This window comes from Occallatibacter sp., from assembly GCF_049802275.1.
GTDB lineage: Bacteria > Acidobacteriota > Terriglobia > Terriglobales > Acidobacteriaceae > Telmatobacter.
Map to the genome: position 1 here is coordinate 1 of NZ_JBARMD010000073.1, position 4,836 is coordinate 4,836.

Below are 4,836 nucleotides of genomic sequence, written 5' to 3' on the forward strand. Positions count from 1 at the left end.
CTTCCGTCGGAGTTTGTACCGCCGTCGCATTGAGGCCAATGCCGCGGACTTGCAATATTGTCCGCCGCATTGACCAGCCCGCGCTTCAGGGACTTCAGCTGGTGTAAACTAAATCAGAACCCCATGGTCCGGCTCACCCGAGCCGGCTCGACTGTGTCGGGACGTGGCTCAGCCTGGTAGAGCACTCGCTTGGGGTGCGAGGGGTCGGCAGTTCAAATCTGCCCGTCCCGACCATCACATTATAAACAACTTAGCGACTTACTCCGAGACGGCGGATTGTAGCGCCATGTGATTTGTAAATCAAGCATTATGCAGCCGGCTTGAACGTTGTCCAAGGCTCTAGTTGATTTGCAGGTTTTCCATCGGTACAGGTATCGCATTCCAGGCGGCGCCACAGGCAGTCAATGATGCATACTGAAAATCGAATACAACGTTGTGATTGGAGTCCAGTCCAACCAGTCGCGCCTCTGCGCCATTGTCCGCGTGCGCGTAATCGACCAGATATGTATCCCCAGGCGATTCGTAACTGCTCCCACAAATCTCAGAATAGATGCTTTGACCGTAATCGAAGTTCCACACATTCTGAGCCGTCATAGTGGCGGCATTCACGGAGTAGGTTGACACCTCGCTAAAGGTTCGCGATAGACCAGCGGGCTCGCCGGAGGGTTGATTCACACTCCCCAGACCATCGTTAAAAACCATAACGTAGCCGTCCGAAGTTATGGAAACTCCATGTTGACCGATCGGATAGTCCCCACCTGGGGCCAAGGCGAGTGCTTTCGCTCTCAGGGACGGGAAGGTATACCAGTATTTTGTGGGGTCGCCCAAAATCCAGACGATATCGCGCGTCGAATAATTCACCTTGATCAGGAAGTTCTCTCGGCTCGAAACAATGACAGTATCATCGCTCGGGTCGTATGTACTGGCGTTCACGTGAAACCAGTCGATGCCCGGTCGAACAAATGCACTTGGGTCGTCGCCATTGTTCTTCATGTACCTCGTCAATATGTCCGCCATATCAAAGACCCGAATCGGAGGCTCACTTGAGAAAGGTGAGATTTCCGCAACGATATCGTCGATACTGTCGCCAAGGTGGTCCGTTCCATTAAATTCAGCTAGCACGCCGGTTGGACCGGGATCGATGTTGTGGGTGAACGAGGCCAGAAGAGGTTCCGGAAAATCAGTCGGGAGCACAGATTGAATCCCGTTGAGTTGAATCGATGTAACAGCCGAGGACGACTGACTTCCACTCACGAATTGTCCATTTCCGAAGAAGACGGATTCTGAACCAGCTACATCCGAACCTACCCAACGAACCTGCCCGTCAGTATCGACGATTACCGGTGAACCAAGCAGGGACTTCAAGATGAAGAAGTTGTATCCCACGGCGCTTCCCGGCGCCCTGGCTTTGATAATCGTCGGATTTGTGTAGACCCCGGTTGGATCGGTGTACGGCTCGGTTGCAATCTGATATTGCAATTGTTGTATAGAGCCGTCATCAAATGCGAACTGGAAAGTCGCTTGATTTTGATAGCCCGCGTAAAGGCCAAACACCGGGAGATTGATTTGAGATTCCCGCAAGTAGCCGAGACGAGCTAGGGCAGCTCTGCTCCATGTCAGGTTCACCGCTTGAGACACTGAATTTGGCATCGGAGTAACCGTGAACGTCACGGAGGTCACTCGGAGGACACTTTGCCCTGAAAACTGGACGTAGGCGATAAATGGAGTAACGCCCGGTTGACTGCCAGTTATAACGATATTACTTTGTTGTGCGTCAGTACTGCTGGAGCTTTGGGAGGGACTTACTGTCCCCCGCCCGCATCCGCAAAGAGCCAGACTCAGACCTACTGCCACTCCACCCTTGAGAGCGGTCCGGATCGATGTCGTGTTCAATGTCTCGCTCCTCCACTGAAGTTGATTCCATTTGGATAACCGGTTGTGCGCTCTATCGGTTCTCTTGCCTGGAACTGCGGCTGTGCGATAAACACAGTTGTGCTTCTCATATGAGGGCATCTCCCAGCGAACAACACCGATGTTGCAATGCGCGGTTGACCTGCAATTTCAGCGGCGTCGTCCACGGTTCGCGCTACTCTCCCTACGACACACCACGAGCGTCCGAAGATCTCCCCGCTGCTATTTGGTCAAAGACGACTTATACAGACACGAGGCCTTCTTCTCGTTCGTGAAGGCGCTAAGAAGCCATCCTGCACTTCACAGGAGGAGAGGGCCCAAATGCCACTCGCAACTTTCGTGAGCTTGGCTATGTCGGTAGACGAGAAAAGGTTTCCGGAGTTTACACGGTGCAGTTCACAATCACACCTTCCATCGAGGTTGCGAGTGAACGAAGCATGTTGGATGTGCTCCTGGCCGAATAAAGCCAGGACTTGACGAAGGCATATCGCTTGCCTTCAGCAGCGATGTTTCGGTGCGGCTGGTCGTGCAGCGCAGCAATCGGAGCAAACGGTGCATCGGGTTCCACGCGGACTCGATCAGACACGAGGAAGTGGGTCATATAAACCTCCTTCTACGAACCATTCAAGTTGGCTGGGCACCCCTACATTGGTTAGCCACAAAGTTTGTTCCGCCACGCCAGTGGTTTAGTTCTCGGCGGCAATCCGAAGTTGAGTCGTTTTGGAGCAACTTTTGGCTCTAACCTGGCGTCCCATGTGCTCCGGGAGAAAGCAGAAGATTCCTAAAATCGTCCACCAGCGCCGACCATTAAAATCAATTACTTACATTGAAATCTGGCCACGCTAAACAGCTTGGGGTTCCCAAAAGGGTTTCCACTCTTTGGCAATTCCGTCGTCGGGGAGGCCCTTCAGCGGAGTAGCGGTTCTCTTCTTTTCTTCCTCATCCGGTTCTGCAAATACGGCTTCGACGACTCGAGTTACAGCCTCGACACGCTCGTTCCACCACGTCTTCGAAATAGACATCGAGAGTGATGCTTCCGGTGCCTCCGGCATGGCCCATGTTGTCACGAGCAACATCGAGACGTGCGCCGAAGCGCCGCATCAGGCTGGCGTGCATGGTCCGGAAGCTCCGGAAGTCAACCGTCGTTGGCAGTCCCAGCCTTTCCGCTATCGGCTTCAAGTGCCGGTTAAGCAGATTGTGCCGATCGAGAGGCCTGCCAACCTTGTTGGCAAAGACGAGGTCATCAGGCTTGCGGAACTTTTTGTTGCTCGCCCACATTCGCCGTATCGCCGCGAGAATGATGCCATGTTTGTCAAACGGCACCTCCCGTTTGCCAGCATCCGTCTTCACGTCGTCGAACTCATTTTCGTAAACACGTTTGCCTCCGGCGACATCGCCTCGAAGAAACTGGTCGATGACCGCATCGACAATCGCGCTGCGGTACCAGACAACTCGCGGAGATATGTGGAGCTGGCCAAGAGGAATAGCTCTCTGTTTGTAGACCCAGAGAAAGTGCCACTTTAGATTTCGAATTTCGAGGACCATTACCAGTTTTCGCCTCTCTACCTCGTCAATTGACTTAGACCGGACTGCAGACCAGCGGCTCGAAGCCCTTTTGCGCCCTTTTGTCACGCACCCGACGACGTTCTGTGTGGATCCGCTAGACTAAAGCGATCCTCGCGAGGAGCCAGGGCCCGAAGCGCTCTGCCCAGAAAGTGCTATTCGCCGCAGGACTCCAGGACGGTCAATGCTGAGTTCTAACCCTGCTCCTCTTACCTAGTACTTCTGCCAGTCCCATCTACACGTACATCACCCAACGCGGCAGTTCCGAATTGCAGCTAGAACAGATATCGTTCGATGAACAGCACCTCGGCACGAAAAGGAAGTCGCGATTCTTCTTCTTTGCGTAGCCGTGCCCTTCATCGTTGACCACCAAGAACCGGGTTGGTCGCTTGGCCGCGGCGATAGCCCGCAGCATCAGAGGGTGCGCGACCTTCACCTTCTCTGCATGGGGAAGCAGATGATCGTAAATCCCCCGGTGAAGATCGTTGCTTCCATGGCGATCGTCCGGGGTTGGGGAAGGGTTTTGATCCAGACGTCAAGTTCGTGCCGCGTCGATCCGATCTTGCCTTCACGCTGGATCTTGCCGGCAGCGTCCTTCACGCAATAGCTGGTCGTCTTCTTGTGAACATCAAGTCCGATGTATTACATAGTGTCCCGAGGAGCTCCGTGGGTAGTTCTCTGAATCAGCGCGCTGCTGAGTTCAGCCTTTGTAACACCCTCGTGCTCCTCCTCGACTTAGCATTCAAACAATCCAACTGGAACCGACAATGATGCCAGTCTCTTCGGCCGAGGCGAGGTTCGAAGTTTGAGTCGGCTGTGTTTACTTACCGTATTGCTTGGCAGCATTGGCGATGGAGGGGCCGGCTTTGGCAAGGTCCTGAGGGGTCATGACAGGCCGGATCGAGACCTTCGCGTTGAACGCCAGAAACCAAGGCTCCGCGATAGAGGGGATCTGTGACTGGTCCTGCATGTCGAAGACGATGGATCCGGACCGGTTGCCGTCGTCGTCGGCAATGAAATAGGCTGCTTCCGGCTTGAGGTCAGCCAGAATCTTCTCGATGGTAGAGCCGAGGGTTCCAGCCTTGGCGGCGGCATTGCCGGATTCCACGGGAATCGAAGCTCGAAGCAACATACGCATACCGTTTCCTCTCCTTTGAAGGAGGTCCACTTCTACCGGAGCCTATAGACGGATGTCAAGGCTGGGTCCCCCGCCAAGGGGCTAATGTCCGGATAGACCACCAGAACGAAGCCGCAGGCGCCGCGGCCGCTACGGCAGTGGCTGGCGAGTTGCTTTGAGGCCGGGATAGGTTGGGTCACAGGAGGTACCTACTGTGACCAACCTTCGCAAGATGATGCTCGAGG

At 54.4% G+C, this 4,836-nt stretch carries 6 protein-coding genes and 1 tRNA gene; 1 reads left to right on the plus strand and 6 read right to left on the minus strand.

Annotated features, from left to right (window positions below):
* Nucleotides 1-157: 157 nt before the first annotated feature.
* Nucleotides 158-234 (plus strand) — tRNA-Pro (locus WA354_RS02465).
* Between the two features lie 105 nt (nucleotides 235-339).
* Here WA354_RS02465 and WA354_RS02470 read toward each other — a convergent pair.
* From WA354_RS02470 to WA354_RS02495, 6 genes are all read right to left on the minus strand, one after another.
* Complete coding sequence (locus tag WA354_RS02470; RefSeq protein WP_472811428.1) at nucleotides 340-1,854, minus strand: aryl-sulfate sulfotransferase; 1,515 nt, start codon at nucleotides 1,852-1,854, stop codon at nucleotides 340-342.
* A gap of 439 nt (nucleotides 1,855-2,293) precedes the next feature.
* On the minus strand, nucleotides 2,294-2,512 hold the full coding sequence (locus tag WA354_RS02475; RefSeq protein WP_472811429.1) for a hypothetical protein: 219 nt from the start codon (nucleotides 2,510-2,512) through the stop codon (nucleotides 2,294-2,296).
* A 241-nt stretch (nucleotides 2,513-2,753) separates the two neighbouring features.
* Entirely contained in the window at nucleotides 2,754-2,933 is a 180-nt protein-coding gene (locus WA354_RS02480) for a hypothetical protein (protein WP_472811433.1), read from the minus strand.
* Nucleotides 2,851-3,456 (minus strand): tyrosine-type recombinase/integrase, encoded by a 606-nt coding sequence (locus tag WA354_RS02485; RefSeq protein ID WP_472811430.1) that lies wholly within the window; start codon nucleotides 3,454-3,456, stop codon nucleotides 2,851-2,853. Before WA354_RS02485 ends, WA354_RS02480 begins: the two co-directional genes overlap by 83 nt.
* A gap of 450 nt (nucleotides 3,457-3,906) precedes the next feature.
* Nucleotides 3,907-4,074, minus strand: coding sequence for a hypothetical protein (locus tag WA354_RS02490; RefSeq protein WP_472811431.1), 168 nt, complete (start codon nucleotides 4,072-4,074; stop codon nucleotides 3,907-3,909).
* Between the two features lie 220 nt (nucleotides 4,075-4,294).
* Nucleotides 4,295-4,612 (minus strand): hypothetical protein, encoded by a 318-nt coding sequence (locus tag WA354_RS02495; RefSeq protein WP_472811432.1) that lies wholly within the window; start codon nucleotides 4,610-4,612, stop codon nucleotides 4,295-4,297.
* Nucleotides 4,613-4,836: the final 224 nt, after the last annotated feature.